The organism is Shewanella jiangmenensis (assembly GCF_018596335.1).
GTDB lineage: Bacteria > Pseudomonadota > Gammaproteobacteria > Enterobacterales > Shewanellaceae > Shewanella > Shewanella jiangmenensis.
The window spans coordinates 384216-406750 of sequence record NZ_JAHEPS010000002.1 but is presented as its reverse complement, the minus strand read 5'-3'; the positions used below and the strand labels follow the sequence as shown (position 1 = coordinate 406750).

The window sequence follows — 22535 nt, the reverse complement described above, 5'->3', positions numbered from 1 at the left end:
CAGAAAGTCACACAATCGCTACAAGGCTAGAGCCAACAAGACCTAAGCAAACAGGCAGACCTAAGCAAACAACCAGACCTAAGCAAACAGCACAGGCTCATCGACATCGGCTGTGACCCGCACCCGAGCGCCGCAGCCAAGATGACCTAAGTGACTGTGGATATCGAGCACCTGCTCACCGAGCTGCACCAGATAATGGCAACCATTCCCAAGGAAGCGCCGCTCAAGGATGATGCCTTCGCCGCCGGCGTCTTCTTCCAACAGCAAGTGCTCGGGCCGCAGCAGCCAGCGGCCGCGGGAAGGCGCCTCGGTAAGTCCGGCAAACGGATAACTGCCGATGGCGCTCTCAATCCGGTAACCCGCATCGAGGGGCGTGGCCGTGACTGCCAGATAATTGGAGGCACCGAGGAAATCGGCGACATAGGCGGTCTTTGGCCGCTGATACAGGGTTTCGGGGATACCGTGTTGGACAATACGACCATCTTCAAACAGCGCCAGGGTATCGGCAAAGGCAAAAGCCTCGTCCTTGCTGTGGGTTACAAACACCGCCGATACATTACGCGCCTTCAATATGGCGCGAATTTCCAGCATCAGCGCCCGGCGCACCTGGGCATCGATATTCGAAAATGGCTCATCGAGCAGCAGCAGCTGCGGCTCATAGGCAAGCGCCCGCGCAATCGACACCCGCTGCTGCTGGCCGCCCGATAATTCATGGGGATAGCGCTTGGCAAGCCCGGGCAGTTTCACCAGCGCAAGCATATCGTCAAGCCGTGCGGCGCGCTCCTTGGCATTCAACCCCTTTACCCCAAAGAGGATATTGTCGGCCACACTCAGGTGCGGAAACAGCGCATAGTCCTGAAATATCATGCCGATGCCGCGCTTTTCAGGCGCTGTGAATACCCCGGAAGAAGCATCGTTTACCAGCTGACCGCTGATAGCGACACTGCCGCGGGAGATGCCCTGCAAACCGGCAATGCTGCGCAGCAAGGTGGTTTTGCCGCAGCCACTTGGGCCAAGCAGCGCCACAATTTCGCCCTGTGCCAGGGTGAGCGACAGCCCGCTGAGCACGGTTACGCCGCGATAGTCACTGTGTAAATCCTGAATGCTGAGGGTGGACATAATCAGCGCTCCTTCGGCGACATAGGGTTAACAGACACAGGGCTGTCAGATACAGGGCTGTCAGATACAGGGCTGTCAGATACAGGGCTGTCAGACACAGGGCTGTCAGGTGCCTTAAGCTCAAGCGAGCGGTTTAGCAAAATCAGTGGAACCAGTCCAACCAGCACTATCACAATCGCCGCCAGCGCCCCCTGCTCCAGTCGCTCGTCCGAGACATACTGAAACACATGGGTGGCGAGATTTTCAAAGCCGATGGGCCTGAGCAAAAGCGCTGCCGGCAACTCTTTCATTGCCTCGATAAACACCAGCAGCAAGGCGGCCAGAATGCCGGTACGCAGCAGCGGTAAGTGCACTAAAAAGAACATCGACAGCGGCCCCTTGCCCATGGTCAGCGCCGCCATATCGAGCGACGGCGACAGTCGCCGCCAGGAATTTTCGATACCGCCAATGGCAATCGCGGCAAAACGCACACAAAAGGCAAACAGCAGCGCCGCTACGCTGCCACTGAAAATAAGCCCGGGTCCTTCTCGCCCTAACCAGTCAGCAAGGTCATTGATGGCAAAATCAAGCCAGGTCAGCGGCCCAAGCACGCCAATGGCAAGCACAGTGCCGGGCAGCGCATAACCGCTGCTGGCAAGGCGCGCAGGCCAGCTGTCGATGCGCCTTGGGCTGATACGGCCCACATAAAGCAGCGCCAGTGCCAGCAGCACACACAGGGCGGCGCTCAGGGCGGATAAATAGAAGCTGTTCCAACTGAATTGGAAAAATTCACTGTTCCAACTGGCGCCAAAGTAGCGGATGGCGTAATCGAGCAAAATCCCGAGCGGCAATATAAAGGATGCCAGCAGCAGCAACAGGCAAAATCCAAAGGCTGGCCAGCGCCAGCGGCCAAGGGATAACAGCGGGATCTGGCCTGTCAGCGCCTGACGCTGAAACAGCTCCTGTTTGCGCCGGGCAAAACGCTCAAGGTAAATCAGTAAAAACACCGCCAGCAGAATGATCACCGACAGCTTGGATGCCGAGGCAAGGCTGCCGTAACCCAGCCAGGTGTCGTACACAGCGGTTGTCAGGGTAGGCACCGCAAAGTAACTCACGGTGGCAAAGTCGGCGGCGGTTTCCATCGCCACCAGCGCCACGCCGGCGGCAATGGCCGGGCGCGCCATGGGCAACGACAGGCGCCAGAAGCTTTGCCGCTCGCTGGCACCCATAATGCGGGACGCCTGCAGCAGGCTTAATGACTGCTCCATAAAGGCGGTGCGCCCCAGCAAAAAGATATAAGGAAACAGCACCAGCGCCAGCATCAATGCCGCGCCGCCAAGGCTTCGAATATCGGGAAACCAGTAATCAGCGGGCGAGGTAGCGCCAAGCAGACTCCGCACAAAGCGCTGCACCGGCCCCGGGTAATCGAGCAAATCGGTATAGATGTAAGCCACCACATAGCCCGGCATCGCCAGCGGAAGCAGCAACGCCCACTGGAAAAATCGCCGCCCGGGTAAGTCGCAGCGCGCCACCAGCCAGGCAGCAGGCACGGCAAACAGCAGCGACAACAGCACCACGGCCAGCATCAGCTTGGCGGTGTTGGCGATATAACTTGGCAGTACGGTGTTTGTCAGATGCGCAAACACCTCGCCGTCAGGCAAGGTGGCAAGGGTCAGCAGCGCCAGCAGTGGCGTCAGCAGTAAAAAGGCAATTACAAAACCCACAAGCGACCAGCGCTTGGGTAAACCAACAACCATAACTGTATCCGCGTGCGGCGTCGTCCCTGACGCCGCGCTTTAACGGGCTATCCTGCCGTCAGAGATCAAATTTCACTTCATCGAGCAGCTTCACCGCTGCGGCGTGGTTTTCGGCCAGCTTGCCAATCGGCAGACTGTCGGCCTTGAACTCACCCCAGGACGCCACGATGGCAGACGGCTTCACATCGGCCTTGACCGGATATTCCATGTTCACTTCGGCATAGGCCTGCTGGGCTTTGTCGGAAGATAGGAACTCCATCAGCTTGACCGCCTGGTCGCGGTTTGGCGCGTGCTTGGGCAGGGCCATACCGGACACGTTGATGTGGGTGCCGCGGTTTTTCTGATTGGGGAAGTTAATGTATACCGCCTCGGCCCAGCTCTTTTGCTCTGGGTCCTGCATCATGGCGCCAAAGTAATAGCTGTTGCCGATGGCGATATCACACAGGCCTTCTTTTACGGCTTTTACCTGAGCGCGATCGTTACCCTGCGGCACGCGGGCGAGGTTTGCCTTAAGCCCTTCAAGCCAGGTGCGGGTTTCGGCCTCGCCCTTGTGGGCAATCATAGAGGCAACCAGCGAAATGTTGTACGGGTGCTTGCCGCTGCGGGTACAAATTTTGCCTTTGTACTCAGGCTTGGCCAGATCTTCATAGTCGATATCCAGCTTGCCGAGGCGTTCTTTGGAGGAATACAGGCTGCGGGTGCGCACAGTCAGGGCATACCAGTCATCGCCTTCTGAGCGCAGCTGCGCCGGAATATTGCTTTCGAGCACCGGGCTGTCGACCTTGGCAACCAGGTTTTTATCAACCAGTTCCATCAGCTTGGAAAAATCAGAGGTCAGTACCAGATCCGCTTTCGACAGTCGGCCTTCGCGCTGCAGGCGCTCGGCAATGCCGTCTTTGGCAAACACCACCTGGGTTTTGATGCCGGTTTCTTTGGTAAATTCGGCAAGAATGGGTTCGATAAGGAACGCCTGGCGGTAGGAGTAAATGGTTAATTGTTCAGCCGCCACGCTGGTGCCCGCGATACAGGCCAAGCCGGCAAACAGGATCCCTTTGGATAATTTCATGTCGAACTCCGGTGAAGTTGATGCCCTGAGAATCAAACTAACTAATGATAATTATTATCACTTCCGACAAGGGTAATTCAAGCTTTGGAGCCAAGCAACAAAAAACCGAGAAATTGTTATGCTAGCCAATGATTTTTAAAGATTTTGATCCAAATCTCAACGAGCTTCAAACCAGTAAAACCGGCGATTATCTCAAACTAAACTAAACTGAAGCTTAATTGATTACGGACTCGGGAGTGGGCCCTATGGCGGTGGCGTTCTTGATTATGGCCGTGCTGCTGACGCTGGGCTGGTTTGGCTACAGCCACTATCAGGCCAATCACTGGCTTCAGCGGCATCAACGCCAGCGCAATGGCCATGCCGCCCATGGCAAAGGTGTGTCAGAGGAGCGGGCACTGCGCAGCGCGCCTGTGTATGAAACACTCGAGGAAGTGGCGCTGCATGCCAGTCACAACGTCAGCGCCCATCACGGAGAACATCCGTTCCACTGCGTGGCAATTGTCAGCGACAGCGACAGCTGCACCGCCCAAAAAGCCCTTGGGCAGAAACGTTTTTTATCGGCCGAAGCCCCCACCCTGCCCCTGCCAAACTGCGATAAAGCCCAGTGTCAATGCCACTACCAGCACTTTGAAGACAGACGAGTCCCCGGCACTGATCGGCGCGCCCGTTATGGCCTGTCCGACGAACTCTACGGCCACTTTGGTGAGACTAACCGCCGCGCCCGCTCCAAAGGCAGGCGGCTTAGCGATCACTGAGCTGAATAATCCGCGCTTTTCGCTCAGCCTGGGCGGGTTTGGGCAAACACTGGCAGCTCACGCACTTCTTCAAACCACAGCGCCGTTGCTGGCGCGAGCTTACGCCAATCAAGGCTTGGATGACGAAAATCCACGTAGTCGAGCAGACACACCAGCGCCATGGCACTGGCATCTATGCGGCTGCGATTACCCGCGCCCTGACGCTCAAGTTCACGGATGCCGCGCAGCAGCGCCTGTTCATAGCGCGCCGTCCAAAAGGGCGAGCGCACGCCCTCATCTTCACGCATTTGTTCCTGACGCAGTTTAACCGCGCTGTCGATAAGGCCCTTTATCAATGAAAACTGGCATTGCAGATGCCAATCGCTGCCGGGCGCACCAAAGAGCTGGGATTTGGCATGGGTCACATCAAGGTAACGGCTGATGACCTCGCTGTCGTACAACGCCGCGCCATCACTTAAAAACAGGCAGGGAATTTGCCCGAGCGGGTTGCCGCGCAGCAACTCATCACCATTATCAAACGGGTTGGTGCTGACTTCTTCAACCTCAAGCTCCAGATAGCGCACTATGATGCGCACCAGACGGGAATAGGGAGACGGCGCAGAGCACAAAAGCTTCATCGTTATTTTCCTTTTGGGTTACCAATATTTTTCCAGAGTGATTTGGCCGGGGGCCCGGCGAAGGTTTTTCTCAAGCCCCCGCTCAAGCAGCAGCCGAAGGCTTTCGGCGACCATGTCGGGATTACCGCAAATCATCACCTGAGAATCTTCCTTTGTAAGCAAAAGACCGCTGCGGGACTCAAGCAGCCCCGAAGCGATGGCGTCGGGGATCCTCACCCCCATGGCATGCTCGCAGTGCTCCCGGGTTACAGACAATTGCAGCTGGAATTGCGGCTGACTGCGCTCCAGTGCCCGAAGCTCATCAAGGTAAGCCAGATCCTGTGCGTAGCGCACACCGTAAACCAGCACCAGGTGATCGAACAATTGCCAGGGCTCGGCGGTGCGCAGCATAGAAATAAAAGGGCCAACGGCGGTGCCTGTGGCAAGCATCCACAGTTTTCGGCCTTGACGGGGGGCAAGCGGTAACTCGTTTAAGGTCATAAAACCGGCGGCGCTGGCGGAGACTTCGAGCTTGTCACCGGTATTCAGATCCTGAAGTTTGGGCGACAGCTGACCATCTTCTACGGCAACGGCCAGCACTTCGAGACAGTCATCATCAGGGGCATTTACCAGCGAATAGGCACGCGCCAGCCGTTTTTCATCGCCGCCGAGGCTTAACTTGATAAACTGCCCGGCAATAAAGGGCGCGATTTGCGCCTTTATCCGCAGCGAAAACAGTTTATCGGTCCAATCGCGACGTGCCACCACTTCACCAGTTACCCACATGCTGCCTCCAAAGACGCTGTTTGAAAGTTCAGCATAAGCAAGCGGTGGCCAAATAAAAACCCCTTTCTGTGAGCGGCTTAATTGGCGGCGGTGTTATCGCTGTTATCATCCTTGGGCGACTTGAAGCCGTCGTAAAAGGCTTTCAGGCCATCCTGCACCAACGAGTAGGTTTTATCGACGCCGGCCGCAATGTCACCTTCGAGCACCTTAAGCCCCGATAAAATATCCCGCGCCTCTTTAAACCCCTGATCGATAGCGCCGCCTATCACCGACATAAAACCATCGAGCTGCTCATCGAAGGACTGACTCTGATTTTGCGATTGATAGACGCCAAAAAACTGGGTGGCAAAGTCGACGATACGTTTGGCGGTGGCCTCGGGGGAAGTATCAACCCCTTCATCGGCGAGGCGCTGAATTGCCTTCTCGCCCTGGGTGGGCGCAAGCTCCTCGTTGATGGCCTCGATGGCCGCGCGGTACAACAGCACCATAGGCTCATCGGCTGCGCTGAGGTTAACCTCCTGCTGGGCTGAGAGGATAGCGGCATTCATTAACGAGCGCGCCGAGTGCTCGGCGGTTTTCTGACTGGCGACAACTGAAACCGACTGACCATGATTGGTAGCGGAAGATGCCTCTTTATCCCGTGCGACCTGGGATACCTGACTGCCATGGTTGGCCGCGGGCGGACGAATTTCCATAACTCACCTCAACGCAAACGGATCATCACACCATCGTTATCGGACATTTTTTACACAACTTTAGCGAAATCTGCGCAAAAAACACCCGAAACCCTGCTCGACTTAAGTTTTAATTTAAACTTCATCTGCCTTGAGTATAATGGCCGCAAGAACATTGATTCAGCTCACGCCAAGGAATGAGAGTGAGAGTTGGATCAACCATTGTCAGACCAGGATCCTGTAATTGAACGACCCCAAGTTACCAATGGCAAAAGTACGCAGCACCAGTTGTCAAAACTGTGATCGGCTGACGGAAATCGAAGGTGAACAGCTGTGTTTCAGGGATGGCCGCATCATCAGACTCGTGCCTGCCGATGACGAAAAGCCACATCCGCTGTTGTGTGAAGGCTGGCGTAAGAATCCGCCAGCCAACAAGTAGGCAAATCTCTCTGACTCAGTAACGGCAAGCCCCCGCAGCCTGTATCTTGACTGAGTCAGATATTATCCCGTCCAGCAGTAAATCGGTATTCAGCTTGGCCAGGGTTAAACCACGGGTTGTGACCTTAAGTCCGGCACACAAATCCGCATAAATGTCTTCCAGTGCATCCTGAGATACCTGGCGCTTTAGCAAGGTTGCAGCAACTGCATTCCAATCCGTGGTTACCTTTTCTGACATACCTTCCAGGTTGACCAACAAAGCGATATTTTCCATAGCGACTCCGTTACAACTCCCACGTTTATCAGACGATTATGCGAGTTGCGAGCTGAATCAAACCTGAACTTTACTTCATCTTTTGGTCATGTTGGATATGCCACAGCCGCGCATAAAGCCCGTTGGCCGCAAGCAAATTGTCGTGGGTGCCCTGCTCGGCAATCTGCCCCTGGCTGAGCACCACAATCCGGTCGGCATCCACAATAGTCGACAGCCGGTGCGCCACCACCAGGCTGGTGTGGCCCACGGCCACCTCTTTGAGCGCATCCAAAATCGCTTTCTCTGAGCGGCTGTCGAGTGATGAAGTCGCCTCATCAAATACCAGAATGGGCGAGCCCTTCAACATGGCCCGCGCAATGGCAACCCGCTGCTTTTCACCGCCAGAAAGCTTAAGTCCGCGCTCCCCTACCCGGGTATCCCAGCCGCCGGGAAGCGACGCGACAAATTGCTCAAGGTGCGCATGACGTATCACATCCCGCACTTCCTCATCGCTCGCATCGGGGCGACCGTAGCGGATATTTTCCAGCAGGCTGTCGTTAAACAGCACTGTGTCCTGCGGCACAATCGCGATATTGCGGCGAAGACTCTCCATGCTCATGTCGCGGATATCAACACCATCAATCAGGATGCGGCCGCTGCTGACATCGTAAAAACGAAACAGAAGTTTGATAAGGGTCGACTTGCCGGCACCGCTGTCACCGACCACCGCCACTTTTTCACCGGGTGCTATGGTAAAACTCACGTCGCGGATGATGTCACGCTCGTCGTAATTGAACGCCACCTGCTCAAAACGGATTTCGCCGCGTGGGCAGTCAAAGTCGATGGGATTGCAGCGGTCAACTATTTTTGGCGTTTCATCCAGCAGGCCAAACATCCGCTCGATATTGGCAAGGGCACCGCGAATTTCCCGGTACACAAAACCAAGGAAGTTTAGTGGCATAAAGAGCTGCATCATAAAGGCATTGATGAGCACAAAATCACCCAGAGTCATTTTGTCATCCGCCACGTTCACGGCCGCAAGCGCCATCATCGCCGTCATGGCGCCGGCAATGATCACCGCCTGGCCACCGTTCAGGGCAAACAGCGACAGACGGTTATTGCGCTTGGCCACTTCCCAGGTTTCCAGTGCCTTGTCGTAATGGCGTGATTCATAGCCTTCATTGTTGAAATACTTAACGGTTTCGTAGTTCAGCAGGCTGTCGATGGCGCGGGTATTGGACACTGAATCCGCTTTGGCGGCATCGCGCACATAGGTGGTGCGCCACTCGGTCGCCACCACGCTGAAGAGGATATACAGCAGCACAGACACCAGGGTGATGGCGGCAAACTGCCAGCCATATTTGACAAAAAAGATCACCACCACCAGGCCAATTTCGAGCAGGGTAGGCACTATGTTGAACACCATAAAGCGCATCAGGAAGCTGACCCCACTGGTGCCGCGCTCGATATCGCGTGACAAACCGCCGGTGCGCCGCTCGAGATGAAAATCCAGATCCAGCCGATGCAAATGCTCAAACACCGCCAGCCCCAGCCGGCGGATCGCGCGCTCGGTCACCCGCCCAAACAGGGTGTCACGGATTTCACCTGTGATGGACATCAGCAGCCGGGTTCCGCCATAAGCCAGCACCAGACCTATGGGCACAGCAACCAGGGCGCCGGCGTGGCTCTTATCCAGCCCATCGACCAAATCTTTCAGCAAAAACGGCATCCCAACGCTCGCCAGTTTGGCGACAACAAGGCACGAAAGCGCGAGCAAAATCCGCCCTTTAAACTCCAGCAAATAGGGCCAAAGCAGCGTGAGTACTTTCCAGTTCAGTTTTTCGATTGGGCCGTCAAAGTAAGCAGAGGGGCGCATAGTGTTGGCAACAAAGAAGATTTGCGTCTTATTCTACCACTCACCCACCGTGGCGCCAGTATGGAGCTTGCCGGAGTTGCCAAAGCGGCACTTGGACTGACGGTGACGGTATTTTATTGTGAGCTATACCTTTAGAGGTATGCTGCGGCCAGACAAATACGCCATTACCCTCATCCCCAACCGACAAACCAGCGCAAAAGCACTGGAAGATGCCAGTCACGAAATGGTATTTTAGCGCCGGTTATAGCACTTCGTACCATTTATAAGCCAACAAGCACCAACTTTTGACTTACAAATTCGAAAAATGTATAACCATTTAAGACTAAATTAAGGATTTATTTTGTGTCAGCCTCATGGACGTAGTTAAACATAAAAACAGAATTTGATACTCTGTGACCACCCGAAAGGCTGCCCAGCACACCTATCTGGGCAAACGTACAAAATGCAGGATTTTTTCCTGAAATACACAAAGACTTAAGGAAGTTTTATGTTGGATTCTTCAAAAGTTCAGCACCCACCTATAACTCTGATCCAAACCTGGGTATGGATGATGATGGAATCAGGCAATCCTGAATTGCAGGAAAAAGGCCGCCGAAACCTGGTAAATTCCTTCGGCAGTCTGGCGAAAGCCAACGAATATCTGGCAGAGATGTTGAAGAAATAACCAAAAAGGCGCCGAGGGCGCCTTTTTTATGTCTGCTTCTTCTGTCTGTAAGAATCGCTCAACCTGCCACGCGGCGCGCCAGCACAGCACTGTTCAACTGCGCGAGCAACCGCTCGCTGTCTTCCCAGCCGATACAGGCATCAGTAACGCTCTTGCCATACTCAAGCTCAACGCCGGGCTGATGATCCTGACGCCCTTCCTTAAGGTGGCTCTCCACCATTACCCCGAAAATGCCGCGATTACCGGCGGCAAGCTGAGCACCCACATCCTCTGCAACCAGCAACTGACGGGCAAATTGTTTTGAGCTGTTGGCGTGGCTGAAATCAATCATCACATTGTCCGGCAGGCCAGCATTGACCAATTCCGCCTGAATTTGTGCCACGTGCCCGGCGCTGTAGTTAGGCTCACGGCCGCCACGTAAAATAATGTGGCAGTCAGGGTTACCCTTGGTCGAAACGATAGCAGAGTGGCCAAACTTGGTCACCGACAAGAAGTGGTGCGGCGCGGCGGCGGCGCCGATGGCATCGATAGCAATTTTGATGGTGCCATCGGTCCCGTTTTTAAATCCCACCGGGCAGGACAAGCCCGAGGCCAGCTCACGGTGCACCTGCGACTCAGTGGTGCGGGCACCAATGGCGCCCCAGCACATCAGGTCGGCCACGTACTGCGGCGTGATCATATCCAAAAACTCACCGGCGGTAGGCATGCCCATGTCATTCAAATCCAGCAACAACTTTCGGGCGGTGCGCAGGCCATCGTTGAGTTTGAAGCTGTTATCCATGTAAGGATCGTTGATAAGTCCTTTCCAGCCCACTGTGGTGCGCGGCTTTTCAAAATACACCCGCATCACGATTTCAAGCTGGTCGGCATATTGCTGGCGCAGCTGCAACAGTCGCTGGCCATATTCGAGCGCCGCGACCGGATCGTGAATAGAACAGGGACCAATGACTACCAGCAGTCGGTCGTCCTTTTTCTCAAGCAGACGGTGAATATTGTTGCGAGCATTAAAAACTGTGGCTGATGCGTTCTCGGTTGCAGGAAATCGCTCGAGTATGGCGATAGGAGGCAGCAATTCTTTTACTTCGTTAATGCGAACGTCATCATTTTGGTAATACATAGGATTCACAAGCTCCACAGTGGGTTAAATCGAAAGTCTCTCTCGCTGTTATGACCCAGCCAATTTAGCCATTAAAAACATCGATGGCAATCAAGATATGGATTATTTCAAAATTCATTTTTAATGCGTTGTTTTATATTGTTTTTACCATGCATAAAATTCATTAATCGTGAATCCCAGTGGCCACAGCCGCGCCGGGTTGAGGCAGCCTCACAAGTGCCCGCGAGGGCGCAAACGCCGGAGCCACTTGTCAGCTAAGCGACCACTATTTACAGCCGATACCAAATAAAGCCCCGTATAAATTTACGCTTTGAACTTGCGCCGTTTTAAACAATGCAGGCGGCAGCCCCACAGGCCGACAACGACAGGCCCTGACCAAATAAACCCAGCACGAGCGCCACAAAGCTGAGCAAAAGCTCCAAACCGAGAGCTGTTTAACCGGCTGCCAAACGAACAAGCGTACCAATTAAACTGCTTGCCAGGCCGAAATTGTTAGCGATAGGTTAACAACGCAGGTCAGACGTCCTACCTGTTCAACAAGACCTTAAAAAAACAACTCAATGAGATCAGACAATGAAGACAGCATGCACGCTTTCGCTTCTGGGTCTGTTAGCCGTCAGCCCCCTGAGTATGGCCGCGTCAGGAATTGCGTTTGTCCATGGCACAGGTCACCAAACCAATGCACTCAACGACTACTGGACCGCCGAATTCGTCAATTCGGTGCGCCAGGGATTACCAAACAGCGCCAACTACACAGTGATCAACTGTGACTTTGACCAATACATGTGGGAGGAGGCCGCCGCCGGTTGCCTGGTCAATCAACTGGGCAGCTTTATCGACAGTAAACAAATCACCGACCTCGTGCTGTTGACCCACTCCAACGGCGGCAACGTGGTGCGCTGGGTGCTGTCAAACCCCACCTGGGATAGCCGCTATGCCAAGGTTATCAAGGCCACCAGCAGTGTTATTGCCCTCGCGCCCTCCAGCGCCGGCACCCCACTTGCCGATGCCGTGACCGAAGGCAATGTGTTTGAAACCACCCTGGGCTGGATCCTGGGCTATGGAAGCAATGCGGTGAAACAGCAGCAGGTAAGCTCGATGGCCTATTACAACGCCAACTGGCTTCATGGCACCGCAGGTCGCCCGAGCCTTGGTAAACCCTTTGAAACCGTAATAGGTACAGATGTGGATTCGGCAATCTGGGACAGCGACAGTTACTGCGGCGGCTATCAGAATCAGGTGGCGCTCGAAACCACCCAAAACTGGCTCGACGACTGCTCCGACGGCTTCCTTGAGTGCAGCTCCCAAAGCGCCGCCGGCACTGTGTGGTTCAGGGACAAACAAAAGACCCGCGGCGTTGAACCACTGAGCCACCAACAAAGCCGCCGCGCCTGTTTCGGGCTTGACGTCTTTATCCGCAACCGCATTTAGGAGCGCGCCATGAATACCCATAACAAGCTCGCAGCGGCGCTGCTGATGACGCTGCTGCTCGGTGCCTGTCAGGACGATAACCAAACCACCCTGGCAGAATCTTTCAGCACAGCAAGGCTCAACTCTCCGATTGGCGCCGATTTTTCACCCCAAACCCTTTCGTCGCCAAGTGGTACAGGCCTTAACGCAAGCCGCGATGCGGTGGAGTTTATCTCGCCGCTGTCAGGTGCCTATCAGGCGTCATCACCCTCCTCACAGCAGCTGTTAAGTGATGAGTACTGGTTCAGTGTCAGCGGCGCCGACTTAAACCGCGGGGTTGGGTTAAACCTGACCCAGGGCGGCGCGGTTATCCGCATTGCGCCGCGCGCCGATATGAGTTCAGGCGCGCTGTATCACGCCGAGCCGATTGCGCCGGAAACATTGCAGCTGCAGGCACCCAAAGGCGCGCAGATCCCCAATCTGGTGCGCTCCATGGCCGACAGTCAGGCGCTTGCCAGCGCCGGGATGAATGATGACTCCAGCGCCCTGCTGCTGTCGCCTGCCGCCCCGGCCGGCGAATACCGGCTTAAGTCACGCACGACACTTGATAGCCGTGGGCAGTATCTGGTCAACGTGAAAGAAAAAGGCAGCCCTTATAAGCTGCACCTGTCAAACCCTATGTCGGCCGAGCTTGGCAGCGAGGCGCTGGCGCTCAATCTGAGCCTTGATGGCGTTGACAGCACGCTGCACACCCGCGCCCGCATAAGACATGCAGGCGAGGAGTATCCGGTCGCCATAAGCGGCGATGACGGGCAGCGACAACTTGAGGTGCCGCAAACCCTGGGCCGCGAAATCAGCGCCGAACTGAGTGAGATCCTGATTGATGTCGAGGCAAGTGGCGCTGACGTCACCGTCAAACGCACCATCAAGAGTGCGGTGCGGCTCTACTCGCCAAGCGGCCGTATTCAGCAGGATGTGGTGGTAAAGCGCCAGCAAGGCACACCGGTTGCGGTTATTTTCCAGCTTGAACTGGCCGGTGCCGGCCGTTTTGAGGCCTCAGCAGTAGTCACAGGCATTGATGCCAGCGGCAATGAAGTCGCCATTCATCGAACCCAGGCCGCCGCCTGGCTCGATGGCAGCGGCACCTTGGCGCTGCCGCTTAGCCGCGAGCTGATTGAACAATCGGGCCTGAAACCGCCGTTTCAGTTAAGGGAGCTTAAGCTTGCCGACCAGGGGCAGATGGCCACGCTGTCGTATCAGGACAGGGCGCTCACGCTCTGATAACGCTAGCCCGGATCAAGCTTTTACGGATAACGCTTGGGCGGATTAAGCAAGCCTAGATTAAGCAAGATCCGATTAAGCAAGCTCAGTGAAAAAGGCGCCTCAGGGCGCCTTTTGATTTATCGCTTTGAAACCGTCTTTGGCTCAGTGGCTTGCCATGGCGTTAAGCTTCGCCTGATAGCGGCGTTTGTTGTTTTCATCCCGGCTGAGCTGCATCGCTTTTTCCATGCTCTGGCGCGCCTTCATCGGGTTGCCGGATGCCCAATATGCCTGCGACAGACCAAAGTAAAATTCGTGGCGGTAATCAGCCTTTTCCACCGCCTGCAAATACCAGTTCACTGCCTGTTGGTATTCGTGCTCCGACAGTGCCTGCTCGGCCATATCGTAGTAGTAATAAGGGTTTCGGATGCGCGCAAGCTCCAGCACCTTGTGGATCTCGGCCCATTCAGACAGCCTGTCCTGATCGGCAAGAATAAGCGCGAGATTGTACAGGGTCGTCATGTTTTGCGGCTCAAGCTTCAGGGCCTCCCGGTACACAAACTCGGCCAGATCTTCGCGGCCATGGTAGCGATACAGAATGGCCAGAGTATTGAACGCCGGCACAAACGCGGTACTTTGCGCCAGCGACAGGCGAATTAGGCCATAGGCCTTGTCATGGTCGCCCGTTACCAGCGCCTCGGCGGCCAGATTGTTGTAAAACATCGCCAGCAGCATAGGGCGGTCCACATGCACCCGCTGATAACCGCGCATGGCCCGCGCGGGTAAAAAATCAATTTGGATAGGTTCGCTGAAATGGACCACATTGGCTTCTTTGGTGGGCAACAGTCGCAGATTCACATGGCCATTGACCAGATAAAAATCCCCTTGCCTGTCCCACACCGGCTGCACCAGCACATCCTGAAAATCGACCCCGACCCCAATGGCATCGGCCATGGCGGTGGCAAGCACCACCAGAGACATACAGTTGCCGGCCCGGTCCAGATAGCTGTCGGCAGCAATGCGGGTGTCGTTGTCCTGATAACGAAAGCCGCCATCGGTGGCATTAAGCTGATTGGCAAGCCAGCGATGGGCAAGCTCTCCGCCACTGGTCGCGGCCCGTTGGCGCTCAAAACTGCGTTTAAGCTCGGCCGCAACGCCCGCAGGCAAGGCAAACACCTGCTCTGGCTCAGGTAATCCACCAACCGGCGCAAACAGTTCATCGTGCAACAACTGGTTGGCCATCGCGCTGTGGGAAGGGCTTTGGCTGGTCGCGCAGGCAGTAAGCAGTGGCAGCAACAGGCAAAACAGCAGTCTGACGGACATGGCGTGACTCCCGGTTTTTAAGGCACCTGATGTTGAGATTACGCCAAATTGCCCCGCTGCACCTCCTCCAAAGGTAACAAATAATTAACGCTGTTTAGCCTGCGTTTTGGTCCCTGCGGCTGATTAAACTGCTTTTTTGGGACCTGCCGTTTAAAGCCCCGCCGTTTATGGCTTGGGCACCTTGATAAACACTTCTTTGCCGCGCCAGGGGTAAGGGCGATAAAAGAGGCCGTTGCAGCTGAAATGCCGGTAAGGCGTTGGCTGCATCAGGCAGCCAACGGGCAGCCTTTCCAGCACTTGCAGTTGCTGCTCGGCCCGAAGCGCTTCCTGCCACTCATGCTGGCGGGCAAGTTCATCCCGCACGGCAAAGGCATCAAAAGGCTCATCTGTCGTTCGCACCACCACCTGCCCGGCACCGGCGCTGTGCGCCACGCCAATCAGCAGCAATGCCACCATGGGGATTGTTAATCTCATCTTGCCTCCCGCGCTTCGATGTTCGCTTCGATGTAAATGGGTGCCTCAATGGTCAGTATCCTGCAGCTGCGCCCAGCGAACAAGTTCAAGTGTATGTGCAGCGACGGCTTCAACCAGAATGAATAAAAGCCAGCAAGTCAAACATCAGCCATTCAAAAACGCGGCATCAAAAATCAGGTGTCAAAAAACAAAAACAGCAGGCATTGCCTGCTGTTTTTTAATCGTGCTCAGTCTTTTACGTTAGGCTCAGCCGTTTGCTTAGCGCTCAGCGCGCCGGGCTTAACCTGCTGATTTCACGGTCACAAATTCGGGGTAAGCATCGATACCACAGTCGGATGCGTCCATGCCGTTGTATTCTTCTTCTTCGCTGACACGAATGCCCATGGTCTTTTTAAGTGCCAGCCACACCACGAAAGAGGCGCCGAATACCCAGCCAAAAATCGACACTATGCCAAACAGCTGGCCGCTGAGGGTGGCATCACTGTTGGACAGCGGCACCAGCAGCAGACCCAGGGTACCGGCCACACCGTGCACCGAAATGGCGCCGACCGGATCGTCGATGCGGATACGATCGAAACCGACAATCGAGAACACCACCAGTGCGCCAGCCACCAGCCCAATTACAGCAGCCATACCAAGCGAAGGCGACAGCGGATCGGCGGTAATGGCAACCAGGCCTGCCAATGCACCGTTTAAGATCATGGTCAGATCGGCCTTGCCCCAAATCATCTTGCACACCACCAGCGCCGAAATCGCCCCGAATGCCGCCGCCGAGTTGGTGTTCACGAACACCTTGCCCACCGCGGTGGCGTTGGCGGCATCGGATACCATCAGCTGCGAGCCGCCGTTAAAGCCAAACCAGCCCATCCACAGGATAAACATGCCGAGGGTTGCCATGGGCAAGTTGGAGCCAGGGATAGGATGCACCTGTCCATTAGGGCCGTATTTGCCTTTGCGGGCACCAAGCAGGATTACACCGGCAAGGGCCGCGGCGGCGCCAGCCATGTGCACTATGCCGCTGCCGGCAAAGTCGACAAAACCCGCTTCTTTCACAAAGCCGCCGCCCCAGGTCCAGTAGCCTTCCACCGGATAAATCACGGCAGTCATCACCACTGAAAAGGCAAGGAAGGCCCACAATTTCATGCGCTCAGCCACGGCGCCTGAGACAATCGACATGGAGGTTGCCACAAACACCACCTGGAAAAAGAAGTCCGACTCCAGCGAGTGATTGGCGTCCTCAGCCTGAGTGCCAATCAGGGCGCCAAAGCTTGGCAATATGCCGCCGGCAGCATTATCGACGTACATGATGTTGTAGCCGACCAGCAAAAAGGTAATGCAGGAGATGGCGTACAGACACACGTTTTTGGTGAGGATTTCGGTGGTATTTTTGGAGCGCACCAATCCGGCCTCCAACATGGCAAAGCCTGCGGCCATCCACATCACCAGCGCACCGGAAATCAAAAAGTAAAAGGTATCCAGCGCGAATCTCAGCTCGGCCACGGTCAGGCCCAATTTGCTCAACTCTTCCATCTTATCGCTCCGTTACAGTGCTTCGTCGTCGGTTTCGCCGGTACGAATGCGCACCGCCTGCTCGAGATCAATCACGAAAATTTTGCCATCGCCAATCTTGCCGGTGTGGGCGGCCTTGATGATGGCCTCCACCAGATGCTCGACGTTTTCTTCGCGGGTGGCGATGTCGAGTTTTATCTTCGGCAGAAAGTCCACCTGATACTCGGCGCCCCGGTACAGCTCGGTGTGCCCCTTTTGACGGCCAAATCCCTTAACCTCAGTCACTGTCATCCCTTCTATCCCCATCCCGGCGATGGCTTCACGCACATCATCGAGTTTGAAGGGTTTGATAATTGCACTTACCAGTTTCATCCCGGCCTCCGTTTATCCTTGTCAGTCTGTTCTAACATCCCATTTACAAGCATCAGGCCAACATTTCATCTACATGTTTTTATTTGATTTATTGAAAATTCGCACCATAACAGCACTGCTGTTTCGCACAGTTTTTGTGCAAAGCAGAGCCCTATGCACCGCGCTGGTGCGTTGCCGCTCAGCTGCTGGCACGCTGCTAAGGGCTTTGACTTAAGGCCTATTGGCACAGGCGTGAAAAAGGCGTTAACTGGGCTTAAGCCACGTGCTTAAGCTAATGACTCAGGCGTAAAAACAGAGGAGGACAACCATGCTCAGCGCAGCTGAAACTGTATTGGTGATAGTGGATGTACAAGGCAAACTGGCGCGGCTGATGGATGGCAGCGAGGCGCTGCATCAGCAGCTCGTAAGCCTGATAAGCGGTGCCAGACTGTTTGATTTACCCATAGTCTGGCTTGAGCAGCTGCCGCAAAAGCTTGGCGCTACCTCAGAAGAGCTGCAGGCGGTGCTTGAAGGACACCAGCCCATCGCCAAGGAGCATTTCAGCGCCTGGCCCTGTGATGCCTTTCGCGCGGCCCTTAAGCACACAGAACGTAAACAGGTACTGTTGTGCGGCATTGAAACCCATATTTGCGTATATCAGACCTGCCGCGATCTGCTGGATAACGGATTTGATGTGCATCTGGTCGCCGATGCCATGGGCTCGCGCACAGCCGCAAACAAGGCGCTCGGGCTGCAGATGATGCTGCAGGCGGGAGCAAAGCTTACCAATGTCGAATCACTGCTGTTTGAGCTGCAGCATCACGCCGTTGGCGATAACTTCAAGGCACTGCTGAAACTCATCAAATAGAGCACAGCCGCTCATTATGTTGCCCAGTAATTAGCACGCAGCTGAAGCAAATCAGAAAAAGCGCAGCGCAAACCAGAGCAGTGGCCAAAGGCCATAAAAAAGCCCCCGCAATGCGGGGGCTTGGTGTATGCAGGCTTGGGGTTCGCTGCTTACTTGTAAGTGGCTTCGCGGGCCTTGGCTTCTTCATCCCACTTAGGCACAAGTTCTTTCTTGAACTTCTCTTTCTCAGCCTTCATCGCTTCCATGTCCATACCCAGCGCGGCTTGCGCCTTAGCTTTGGTTGACACGTCAGGCAGTTCGATTGGCTGTTTCACGCCCTTGGCTGCCAGGAGCTGTGCCAGCTGTACGCGGGCATTGGCGGCCTTGTCCACGGCAGTACCGAGGATGCGCAGCGCTTCGGTCGGCGCGTGGGCATACACACCGTGAGACGCAATTGCGTAGTCCCAGCGCCACTGAGCGTGACGGATGTTGGTCAGAATTGGCTTCATTTCTTCTTCGGTGGCACCTGCTTTCCAGGCAGCACCGGCTTCGAAGTGAGCAGCAACCAGTTGCTGTTCAGCCTTGCCTTTCACTTCCAGTACTTTGGACTTGTTGGTCTTGTAGACATTCAACATGTAGTCCTTGTCCTGGCTGTGGCAGGTAGCACAGGTTTCTTCGAAACGATCGAATGGGTTACCCACTTTGTGATCGGTGAACTTCTTGCCTTTTTCGTTGGTCACTTTAGGCATGTGACAGTCAACGCACGACACATTGTTCTGGCCGTGAGTACCCAGCTTCCAGGTTTCATAACCTGGGTGCTGCGCTTTCAGCATTGGCGTTTTGGATACGGCGTGGGTCCAGTCAGCAAACTGAATACCATCGTAGTAGGCTTCCATCTGCTCAACTGTGGTACCCATATCCCATGGGAACTTCACGAAGCCCTTGCGATCGTCGGCCTTCTCGAAGTAGTACTCCACGTGACACTGGGCGCACACCATGGACTCTTTGTCCTGCTTGGAGGCCTTGTCAAACGGAGTGCCAATGGCTTCCATCGCGCGCTCGGCAAATGGGCGTGACAGACGCAGTTTTGGCGAGCCCTTTTCGTGACAGTCGGCGCAGCCGATGGTGTTTACCACTTCGGCGCCGCCCTTGGCCCATTTACCGGCAAAGTAACCGGCCTCGCCCTTGTCTTCAATCAGACGCGGTACGTCGGTACTCTTACAGCTCCAGCACGCCATTGGCATCGGGCCATCTTCGGCGTTGGTTGGGCCACCGGTACGCAGAGTGTTGCGAACGTCGGTCACGGCATACATGTGACCACGTGGGGCGTTGTAATCTTTGGCAAAGCCGTAACCAGCCCACAGAATCACCAGGGCAGGATCCTGCTCCAGTGCATCGGTGATGGTTTCACTTTCGGCGGTTGAATGCCAGGTTTCGAATTGATTGCTGAACTTGTCTTTGTACACATCACTGCGTGGCTCGGTCTTGTCACTTGCCATCGCACCGGCAGCTACAAAGCTGGCGGCGACCAATGCGCTGAGCGCAAAGGATTTTCCGTTAAGCTTTTTCACCATCTCATCTCCCTGTTGGGTTATTGTGTTTCTGAATATCCACGACATCTCCAGGGTCAAAAGTAGTCCTGAAACCGTGGCAAAGACATACCCAATAAGGAGTATCAGAGACAAAGTTTGCTCAAGATCAACATATTGATGTGTCTTTGTTCACACTTTTGTTTAACAGTGGGTGAGCAAAAGAAAAAGCTAATGTAGAACATGCACTTTAGTTGTAAATAATCGGCCGTAACGGCGGGGGAAAACCATGAAACGTGGCAGTCTGACATCCAAGATCCTCGGCCTGATGCTGACGCTGATTTTACTCTCCAGTGGCCTGGCGATTTTTGCACTGGCCAACCTGTCATACAGCTTAGGGGATGCCCGCGCCATCAACGCCTCCGGGTCGCTTCGGATGCAAAGCTACCGGCTGATGTTTTATGCCAACTCCGGCAGCGAAGAAGCCAGTGCCAAAATCCACGAATTCGAAAGTACACTTTACTCCCCGGCGCTCAAGGCGTCTTTGAGCTGGAGCACACCACAAAGACTTAAAGATCAATATCTTTTGGTTATCGATAAATGGAAGATGATGAAGTACTTCATCGAGGAGGAAAACTCCCGCCAGTACGCACTGTCGCTGAAGGATTTTGTCGATACAATCGATCTTTTTGTGCTGGAAACCGAGCACCACGCCGCATTCAAATTGCGGCTGTTGGCGGCAAGCCAGCTGATTGGTCTGGGGCTGATGCTGGCCATCGCGCTGATTGCCGTGCGCTACACCAAACGCAAGGTTGTTGAGCCACTTAACCAGCTGATGTTATCGGCCAACACCATCTCCAAGGGCAATTTCGATGTGGACATGCCCCAAACTGAGTACATTGAGCTGCAGGCGCTGGCCGATGCTCTCGACTCCACCGCCAAGGAGCTGTCGGCGCTTTATGGCGATCTCGAGTCACAGGTACAGGAAAAAACCCATGCCCTCACCCGCGCCAATCAGGAGCTGAGTTTCCTGTACGACAATCTGGTGGCACTGCACGGCAACCGACTCGACTACAAGGCGCTGAAAAGCGCGCTGGATCAGCTGAAAGAGTACGAGCAGCTGCAGTATCTGCGCCTGGTTATCCAATACGAAGACGACACCGATGAAGCCATTGAGGCCGACGGCGGCTGGCCGGCCGACACAGTGCCAAGCTGCCGCTTTGGTCTCAGCTTTGAAGATACTGACCTTGGCTACCTTGAAATGGTGTCGGACAAGACCCCGAACCGGCCACTGTTTGAAAACTTTGCCATCATGCTCGCGCGCTCGATTCTTATTCATCAGTCCGCCGAGCAGCGCCAGCAACTGGCGCTGATGGAAGAGCGCGGCGTGATAGCACGCGAGCTGCATGACTCCCTCGGTCAGGTGCTGAGTTTCCTTAAAATTCAAATCAGTCTGCTTAGAAAAGGGCTGGATGAGAGCTGCCGCAATCCACAGGTGGAAGAGCAGCTTAACGAGATAAACGAAGGGGTCAGCAGCGCCTATGTGCAGTTAAGGGAGCTGCTGTCGACCTTCAGGCTGACCATCAAGGAGCCCAACCTCAAGCACGCCCTCGAGACCATGCTGGATCAGCTCAGAAGCCAGACCGATATTCACATCGCGCTTGATTACGGCATCCGCGAGCAACTGCTTGGTGCCAATCAGCATATTCACATATTACAGCTCACCCGCGAGGCGACAATTAATGCGATAAAACATGCCAATGCCAGTGAAATTGTGATTCACTGCTGTAAAAACGCCGAAGGTATGATTAACATCAGCATCAGCGATAACGGCATCGGCATTGAGCACCTTAAAGAGCGGGATCAGCACTTTGGCATCGGCATCATGCACGAGCGGGCCAGCAAGCTCGACGGCAAGCTCGATTTTGCCAGTAACGACGCCGGCGGCACTACGGTGACGCTCACCCTTCCACCACAGCAGGAGCCAAATCAACATGGGTAAACCCTATTCAGTCCTGGTCGTCGACGACCATCCTTTGCTGCGCCGCGGAATTTGTCAGCTGATTGGATCTGATGCGGATTTCACGTTGTTCGGCGAAGCCGGCAGCGGTATTGAGGCCCTGAGCGCGGTGGCCACCGACGAGCCGGATATCATACTGCTGGACTTGAACATGAAAGGCATGTCGGGGCTCGATACCTTAAATGGCCTGCGCCAGGAAGGGGTAACCTCCCGCATCGTTATTCTCACGGTATCCGATGCAAAACAGGACGTTATCCGCCTGCTGCGCGCCGGTGCCGATGGCTATCTGCTGAAAGACACAGAGCCGGATCTGCTGCTTGAAAAGCTCAAGCAGGCGATGCTCGGCCACCGGGTCATCAGCGAAGCGGTGGAGGAATATCAGCTTGAGCTCAAACACGCCACCGACGAAAACGAATGGATTGATGCGCTGACCCCAAGGGAGCTGCAAATCCTTGAGCAGCTTGCCGAGGGCTTAAGCAACCGGCTGATTTCCGAGCAGCTGCATATCAGCGAAGGCACGGTCAAAGTGCACGTGAAAAACCTGCTGCGTAAAGCCGGTGCCAAGTCGCGCACCGAAATGGCAGTGCGTTACTTGAACAGGTGATGCACTTGAACAGGCGGTGCACTGATTCGTAAAAAACACAGGCAGCCTTCGCTGCCTTTTTGTTTTTTTGCTTGCTTTGCCAGACGCTTGAGTCTGTAACTTAACGCTTCGCCCAGCGGCCGTAACTT

General features: G+C 55.0%; 21 protein-coding genes. 7 read left to right on the top strand and 14 right to left on the bottom strand.

Annotation, left to right across the window (positions count from 1 at the left end; all coding sequences use genetic code 11):
* Positions 1-78: 78 nt before the first annotated feature.
* The 3 genes from KJI95_RS07255 to KJI95_RS07245 are packed head-to-tail and all read right to left on the bottom strand — an operon-like array spanning position 79 to position 3921.
* Positions 79-1122: an ABC transporter ATP-binding protein gene (locus KJI95_RS07255; RefSeq protein ID WP_214506817.1), complete on the bottom strand. Its 1044-nt coding sequence runs from the start codon at positions 1120-1122 to the stop codon at positions 79-81.
* Positions 1122-2855, bottom strand: coding sequence for an ABC transporter permease (locus tag KJI95_RS07250; RefSeq protein ID WP_214506513.1), 1734 nt, complete (start codon positions 2853-2855; stop codon positions 1122-1124). Before KJI95_RS07250 ends, KJI95_RS07255 begins: the two co-directional genes overlap by 1 nt.
* A gap of 58 nt (positions 2856-2913) precedes the next feature.
* The gene (locus KJI95_RS07245; protein WP_214506512.1) at positions 2914-3921 is read right to left on the bottom strand and encodes an extracellular solute-binding protein; all 1008 of its coding nucleotides are present in this window, start codon (positions 3919-3921) and stop codon (positions 2914-2916) included.
* Positions 3922-4166: 245 nt separating this feature from the next.
* Between KJI95_RS07245 and KJI95_RS07240 the strand changes: the two genes are divergently transcribed.
* Entirely contained in the window at positions 4167-4676 is a 510-nt protein-coding gene (locus tag KJI95_RS07240) for a hypothetical protein (RefSeq protein WP_214506511.1), read from the top strand.
* A gap of 23 nt (positions 4677-4699) precedes the next feature.
* On the opposite strand, the gene KJI95_RS07235 is transcribed toward KJI95_RS07240, so the two are convergent.
* From KJI95_RS07235 to KJI95_RS07215, 5 genes are all read right to left on the bottom strand, one after another.
* The gene (locus KJI95_RS07235) at positions 4700-5293 is read right to left on the bottom strand and encodes a glutathione S-transferase N-terminal domain-containing protein (RefSeq protein ID WP_214506510.1); all 594 of its coding nucleotides are present in this window, start codon (positions 5291-5293) and stop codon (positions 4700-4702) included.
* An 18-nt stretch (positions 5294-5311) separates the two neighbouring features.
* Positions 5312-6058 carry a ferredoxin--NADP reductase gene (locus KJI95_RS07230; RefSeq protein ID WP_214506509.1) on the bottom strand — a complete coding sequence of 249 codons (747 nt, stop codon included), beginning with the start codon at positions 6056-6058 and terminating at the stop codon, positions 5312-5314.
* A gap of 77 nt (positions 6059-6135) precedes the next feature.
* Complete coding sequence (locus KJI95_RS07225; protein WP_214506508.1) at positions 6136-6753, bottom strand: DUF5610 domain-containing protein; 618 nt, start codon at positions 6751-6753, stop codon at positions 6136-6138.
* 433 nt (positions 6754-7186) lie between these two features.
* A complete protein-coding gene (locus KJI95_RS07220; protein WP_214506507.1) occupies positions 7187-7444 on the bottom strand; it encodes a hypothetical protein in 258 nt (85 codons plus the stop codon).
* A 70-nt stretch (positions 7445-7514) separates the two neighbouring features.
* Positions 7515-9299: an ABCB family ABC transporter ATP-binding protein/permease gene (locus KJI95_RS07215; protein WP_214506506.1), complete on the bottom strand. Its 1785-nt coding sequence runs from the start codon at positions 9297-9299 to the stop codon at positions 7515-7517.
* Between the two features lie 487 nt (positions 9300-9786).
* Between KJI95_RS07215 and KJI95_RS07210 the strand changes: the two genes are divergently transcribed.
* Positions 9787-9963 carry a hypothetical protein gene (locus KJI95_RS07210; RefSeq protein ID WP_214506505.1) on the top strand — a complete coding sequence of 59 codons (177 nt, stop codon included), beginning with the start codon at positions 9787-9789 and terminating at the stop codon, positions 9961-9963.
* Between the two features lie 58 nt (positions 9964-10021).
* Here the strand turns inward: KJI95_RS07210 and aroG are convergent, their stop codons facing one another.
* On the bottom strand, positions 10022-11080 hold the full coding sequence (gene aroG, locus KJI95_RS07205; RefSeq protein ID WP_214506504.1) for a 3-deoxy-7-phosphoheptulonate synthase AroG: 1059 nt from the start codon (positions 11078-11080) through the stop codon (positions 10022-10024).
* 573 nt (positions 11081-11653) lie between these two features.
* Here aroG and KJI95_RS07200 point away from each other — a divergent pair.
* Both KJI95_RS07200 and KJI95_RS07195 read left to right on the top strand, forming a co-directional pair.
* Positions 11654-12511, top strand: coding sequence for a lipase family protein (locus KJI95_RS07200; protein WP_214506503.1), 858 nt, complete (start codon positions 11654-11656; stop codon positions 12509-12511).
* 9 nt (positions 12512-12520) lie between these two features.
* Positions 12521-13771, top strand: coding sequence for a DUF4785 family protein (locus KJI95_RS07195; protein WP_214506502.1), 1251 nt, complete (start codon positions 12521-12523; stop codon positions 13769-13771).
* Between the two features lie 144 nt (positions 13772-13915).
* On the opposite strand, the gene KJI95_RS07190 is transcribed toward KJI95_RS07195, so the two are convergent.
* The 4 genes from KJI95_RS07190 to glnK form a co-directional block, all read right to left on the bottom strand.
* Positions 13916-15073, bottom strand: a complete 1158-nt coding sequence (locus KJI95_RS07190) for a tetratricopeptide repeat protein (RefSeq protein WP_214506501.1) — start codon at positions 15071-15073, stop codon at positions 13916-13918.
* A gap of 165 nt (positions 15074-15238) precedes the next feature.
* Entirely contained in the window at positions 15239-15547 is a 309-nt protein-coding gene (locus KJI95_RS07185; protein ID WP_214506500.1) for a hypothetical protein, read from the bottom strand.
* Between the two features lie 279 nt (positions 15548-15826).
* Positions 15827-17077 (bottom strand): ammonium transporter, encoded by a 1251-nt coding sequence (locus KJI95_RS07180; protein ID WP_214506499.1) that lies wholly within the window; start codon positions 17075-17077, stop codon positions 15827-15829.
* Positions 17078-17089: 12 nt separating this feature from the next.
* Positions 17090-17428 carry a P-II family nitrogen regulator gene (glnK, locus tag KJI95_RS07175; RefSeq protein WP_214506498.1) on the bottom strand — a complete coding sequence of 113 codons (339 nt, stop codon included), beginning with the start codon at positions 17426-17428 and terminating at the stop codon, positions 17090-17092.
* A gap of 307 nt (positions 17429-17735) precedes the next feature.
* On the opposite strand from glnK, the gene KJI95_RS07170 reads away from it, so the two are divergent.
* On the top strand, positions 17736-18275 hold the full coding sequence (locus KJI95_RS07170; protein ID WP_214506497.1) for a hydrolase: 540 nt from the start codon (positions 17736-17738) through the stop codon (positions 18273-18275).
* 149 nt (positions 18276-18424) lie between these two features.
* Here the strand turns inward: KJI95_RS07170 and nrfA are convergent, their stop codons facing one another.
* Positions 18425-19828, bottom strand: coding sequence for an ammonia-forming nitrite reductase cytochrome c552 subunit (nrfA, locus tag KJI95_RS07165; protein WP_214506496.1), 1404 nt, complete (start codon positions 19826-19828; stop codon positions 18425-18427).
* A gap of 244 nt (positions 19829-20072) precedes the next feature.
* On the opposite strand from nrfA, the gene narQ reads away from it, so the two are divergent.
* Positions 20073-21785, top strand: a complete 1713-nt coding sequence (gene narQ / locus KJI95_RS07160) for a nitrate/nitrite two-component system sensor histidine kinase NarQ (RefSeq protein WP_214506495.1) — start codon at positions 20073-20075, stop codon at positions 21783-21785.
* Positions 21778-22407 (top strand): response regulator, encoded by a 630-nt coding sequence (locus KJI95_RS07155; RefSeq protein ID WP_214506494.1) that lies wholly within the window; start codon positions 21778-21780, stop codon positions 22405-22407. Before narQ ends, KJI95_RS07155 begins: the two co-directional genes overlap by 8 nt.
* Positions 22408-22535: the final 128 nt, after the last annotated feature.

Coding starts and splice junctions, on each gene's coding strand:
- KJI95_RS07250 (WP_214506513.1), bottom strand. CDS start 2,855: ATGGTTGTTGGTTTACCCAAGCGCTGGTCGCTTGTGGGTTTTGTAATT.
- glnK (WP_214506498.1), bottom strand. CDS start 17,428: ATGAAACTGGTAAGTGCAATTATCAAACCCTTCAAACTCGATGATGTG.
- KJI95_RS07185 (WP_214506500.1), bottom strand. CDS start 15,547: ATGAGATTAACAATCCCCATGGTGGCATTGCTGCTGATTGGCGTGGCG.
- KJI95_RS07190 (WP_214506501.1), bottom strand. CDS start 15,073: ATGTCCGTCAGACTGCTGTTTTGCCTGTTGCTGCCACTGCTTACTGCC.
- KJI95_RS07245 (WP_214506512.1), bottom strand. CDS start 3,921: ATGAAATTATCCAAAGGGATCCTGTTTGCCGGCTTGGCCTGTATCGCG.
- KJI95_RS07210 (WP_214506505.1), top strand. CDS start 9,787: ATGTTGGATTCTTCAAAAGTTCAGCACCCACCTATAACTCTGATCCAA.
- aroG (WP_214506504.1), bottom strand. CDS start 11,080: ATGTATTACCAAAATGATGACGTTCGCATTAACGAAGTAAAAGAATTG.
- narQ (WP_214506495.1), top strand. CDS start 20,073: ATGAAACGTGGCAGTCTGACATCCAAGATCCTCGGCCTGATGCTGACG.
- KJI95_RS07215 (WP_214506506.1), bottom strand. CDS start 9,299: ATGCGCCCCTCTGCTTACTTTGACGGCCCAATCGAAAAACTGAACTGG.
- KJI95_RS07180 (WP_214506499.1), bottom strand. CDS start 17,077: ATGGAAGAGTTGAGCAAATTGGGCCTGACCGTGGCCGAGCTGAGATTC.
- nrfA (WP_214506496.1), bottom strand. CDS start 19,828: ATGGTGAAAAAGCTTAACGGAAAATCCTTTGCGCTCAGCGCATTGGTC.
- KJI95_RS07235 (WP_214506510.1), bottom strand. CDS start 5,293: ATGAAGCTTTTGTGCTCTGCGCCGTCTCCCTATTCCCGTCTGGTGCGC.
- KJI95_RS07220 (WP_214506507.1), bottom strand. CDS start 7,444: ATGGAAAATATCGCTTTGTTGGTCAACCTGGAAGGTATGTCAGAAAAG.
- KJI95_RS07225 (WP_214506508.1), bottom strand. CDS start 6,753: ATGGAAATTCGTCCGCCCGCGGCCAACCATGGCAGTCAGGTATCCCAG.
- KJI95_RS07170 (WP_214506497.1), top strand. CDS start 17,736: ATGCTCAGCGCAGCTGAAACTGTATTGGTGATAGTGGATGTACAAGGC.
- KJI95_RS07155 (WP_214506494.1), top strand. CDS start 21,778: ATGGGTAAACCCTATTCAGTCCTGGTCGTCGACGACCATCCTTTGCTG.
- KJI95_RS07230 (WP_214506509.1), bottom strand. CDS start 6,058: ATGTGGGTAACTGGTGAAGTGGTGGCACGTCGCGATTGGACCGATAAA.
- KJI95_RS07195 (WP_214506502.1), top strand. CDS start 12,521: ATGAATACCCATAACAAGCTCGCAGCGGCGCTGCTGATGACGCTGCTG.
- KJI95_RS07240 (WP_214506511.1), top strand. CDS start 4,167: ATGGCGGTGGCGTTCTTGATTATGGCCGTGCTGCTGACGCTGGGCTGG.
- KJI95_RS07200 (WP_214506503.1), top strand. CDS start 11,654: ATGAAGACAGCATGCACGCTTTCGCTTCTGGGTCTGTTAGCCGTCAGC.